The sequence below is a fragment of the Streptomyces sp. NRRL WC-3549 genome, assembly GCF_000721935.1.
GTDB lineage: Bacteria > Actinomycetota > Actinomycetes > Streptomycetales > Streptomycetaceae > Streptomyces.
Genome location: NZ_KL585400.1, coordinates 121,494 through 124,638, shown reverse-complemented (window position 1 = coordinate 124,638; position 3,145 = coordinate 121,494). Strand labels below are relative to the sequence as shown.

Annotated in this window: 3 protein-coding genes; 1 reads left to right on the top strand and 2 read right to left on the bottom strand. The window is 71.6% G+C overall.

Annotated features, from left to right (window positions below; genetic code table 11):
* The first annotated feature begins 85 nt into the window (after positions 1 to 85).
* On the top strand, positions 86 to 1,108 hold the full coding sequence (locus tag IH13_RS0116420; RefSeq protein WP_031085109.1) for a lysophospholipid acyltransferase family protein: 1,023 nt from the start codon (positions 86 to 88) through the stop codon (positions 1,106 to 1,108).
* A 72-nt stretch (positions 1,109 to 1,180) separates the two neighbouring features.
* Here the strand turns inward: IH13_RS0116420 and IH13_RS0116415 are convergent, their stop codons facing one another.
* Positions 1,181 to 2,383, bottom strand: a complete 1,203-nt coding sequence (locus tag IH13_RS0116415) for a DUF5667 domain-containing protein (protein WP_031085107.1) — start codon at positions 2,381 to 2,383, stop codon at positions 1,181 to 1,183.
* A 210-nt stretch (positions 2,384 to 2,593) separates the two neighbouring features.
* Positions 2,594 to 3,145 (bottom strand): ECF subfamily RNA polymerase sigma factor, BldN family (locus IH13_RS0116410; RefSeq protein ID WP_063837451.1); only part of this gene is annotated, 552 nt, incomplete at its 5' end.

Sequence of the window (3,145 nt, the reverse complement as noted above, 5' to 3'; positions counted from 1 at the left end):
CTGCCGCTCGCAGGCGGTGCCGCCCCGGGCGGCAGCGGTGCGACACGTCCGACTCACGGCGCCAGGTAGAGGAGCACGACCGACGATGGCCGACGCCAAGGTCCTTCCGTTCGACGACGACCGTTCGCGTTCCGGCGCGGGACGGCGCCGCGTGGCTCAGCAGGCCGCCGGTGCGGCGCCCGTGAGCGCCCTCCCGGGCGCCCAGGTGCCCGAGAGCCGGGAACCGGGGCCGCAGGCCCCTCACGAGCCACCGGAGGGCCCAGGACCCGGCACCTGGGACCGGCGCATCGCGAGCGGGCTCGCGTTCCTGCGGCGGCGTGTCACGGGCGAGTACGACGTCGACGAGTTCGGCTACGACCAGGAGCTGACCGACCAGGTCCTCATGTCGCTGCTGCGCCCGCTCGCCGAGAAGTACTTCCGGGTCGAGGTGAAGGGCATCGAGAACATCCCGTCCGACGGCGGGGCGCTCGTCGTCGCCAACCACTCGGGGACGCTGCCGCTGGACGGGCTGATGCTCCAGGTCGCGCTCCACGACCACCACCCGGCCGGGCGCCACCTGCGGCTGCTCGCCGCGGACCTGGTCTTCATGCTGCCGGTGGTCAACGAGCTGGCCCGGAAGGCCGGGCACACCCTGGCGTGCGCGGAGGACGCGGAGCGGCTGCTGCGGCGGGGCGAGGTGGTCGGGGTGATGCCGGAGGGCTTCAAGGGCCTCGGCAAGCCCTTCGGCGACCGGTACAAGCTCCAGCGCTTCGGGCGGGGCGGGTTCGTGTCGACCGCGCTGCGGGCCGGGGCGCCGATCGTGCCGTGCTCGATCGTGGGTGCCGAGGAGATCTACCCGATGATCGGCAACTCCCGGACACTGGCCCGGATCCTCGGGCTCCCGTACTTCCCGATCACTCCGACGTTCCCGTGGCTGGGGCCCCTGGGGGCGGTGCCGTTGCCGACGAAGTGGACGATCCAGTTCGGGGAGCCGATCCCCACGGACGGATATCCGCCGGAGGCGGCGGAGGACCCGATGCTGATGTTCAACCTGACCGACCAGGTACGGGAGCAGATCCAGCACACGCTGTACAAGCTGCTGGTCCAGCGGAGGTCGGTCTTCCTCTGATCCGGTGATCCGGACATGCGGGGAGGGCGGACCGGCCGGTCCGCCCTCCCCGTACGGGCCCCTACGGAGCTGCTACGGCTTGAGGTTCTCGCCGTCGATGCCCAGACCGGGCAGCAGGCCCGGGAGCAGGGGCGGCAGGGTGATGTCCGGGGCGGAGGGTGCTTGGCCGGTGCCGCCGCCCGGGGCCGTCGGGGCGACGCCGTCCGTCGGGAGGTCGTCCAGCAGGCCGTCCGTACCGCCGCCGATCAGACCGTCGTCCGGGCTGCCGGAGCCGGATCCGGACGGCTCGGGTGCGGCGCTGCTCTCCGGGCCGGAGTCCGGGGACGCCGAGGTGGACGGTGCCCGCCGGTCCGCGCCGGAGGGGCCGGCGTCGCGGGCGGGGGAGCCGGAGGGCCCGGTGTCCTTGTCGCTGCCCGGGGCGCGGGGCAGCAGGGACTGCAGCGGGGCGACCTCCTCGTCCATCGCGTCGAAGACGGAACTGACCTTCTCGCCGACGTCGGAGAGCTGCACGGGCAGCCGGTCGCGCAGGTTGCTCCAGCTCTCGCGGTGCGAGCGGGAGAAGGTGTCCAGGGTCTGGATCGGGCCGATGGACCCGTCGCGCTGGTACGCGGAGCGGAGCAGGCGGTGCCCCTCGGTGGCGTCGTGCGTCATGCCGTCGAGCGTGCGCCTGACCTCCCCGAGCGATTCGTGGTCCAGGTCTCCGGCGCGGGCGCGCTCCATCAGGCGTCGGGCCTCGTTCAGCCGGGTCGAGGCCTTGTCGAGGTAGACCTCGCCACGGTCGGCGTCGCCGTCGGCCATGCCCAGATGGATGTCTTCCATGCCCCGCTTGAGCCCGTAGAGGGAATCACCCGGCAGGGCGTCGGAACTGGCAGCGGCCACTCCGCCGAATGCTCCCGCGGCCACACCGACCGTGATTCCGCCCGCGGTGAGGCCCTTCGCCCAGCGGGAGCGTGGGCGCAACTTCCGGAGCGGGGAGGCCCGGTGGGCCCCCTTGCCCCGTTGCTCGGGCACCGTAGGGCCCGTGGACGCACCGCCCTGGGCGAACATGGTCTCCATGGCCGCGACGAGCTGGGCTCGCTGCACCACTTTGACCTCGGGGTCCAATTCCGGTTTCGGTAGCTCGCCGAGGCCGTTCGCCAGGGCCAGCAGCGGTCCGGTGTCGGCCTGTTCGGCCGGTTCATCGGGCTGCGCGGCCGCCGCACCCTGGGGCGGCTGTTCTTCCAGGGCCTGGGCGAAGGCGTTCGCCCGCCGGTGTGCCGAAACGTTTGCGATCACTGGCGGCACCTCCTCTCGTCATGACGGTCGACTCCCCTGAGGGTCCGGAAGGTTGCGCGCCCGGGCCGTTTCCACACGATCGAGTGTGTGGATCGGGTCATGACGCTGCGACAGGGGGCCTGCATCCGGCACAACGAGTGGCTCGGCGATTGGGTTACGGACGGATGACGATCCGCGCGGTGTGTCACGGGCACCTCACCGAAGGTGATGTCAGCGCGCGTCGTCGGGCAGGAGCCGGGCGAGCGTGCGGACGGCCCGGTACTGCAAGGTCTTGATGGCGCCCTCGTTCTTTCCCATGACCCGGGCGGTCTCGGCGACGGAGAGTCCCTGCAGGAATCTCAGGGTGACGCACTCCTGCTGCTGCGGGTTGAGCCGGCGTACGGCTTGCAGGAGCGCGGCGTTGGACAGGGACTCCAGGACGGAGTCCTCGGGGCTCCGGGCGACCTCGTTGGCGTCGAGCATCTCGCCGGTGGTCACTTCCAGCCGGAAGCGACTGGACTTGAAGTGGTCGGCGACCAGGTTGCGGGCGATGGTGACCAGCCAGGCGCCGAAGTCGCGGCCCTGCCAGGTGAAGGTGGAGATACGCCGGAGTGCGCGGAGGAACGTCTCGCTGGTGAGGTCCTCCGCCGTCGCCTTCCCGCCGACGCGGTAGTAGATGTACCGGTACACGGTGTCGCTGTACTGGTCGTACAGGCGGCCGAAGGCCTCGGCCTCACCGGCCTGGGCGCGCTCGACGAGGTCCATCATGCTGTCTCTTATACA

Excerpts from the sequence above, each read along its gene's own strand:
- IH13_RS0116420 (WP_031085109.1), top strand. The coding sequence starts at position 86 with ATGGCCGACGCCAAGGTCCTTCCGTTCGACGACGACCGTTCGCGTTCC.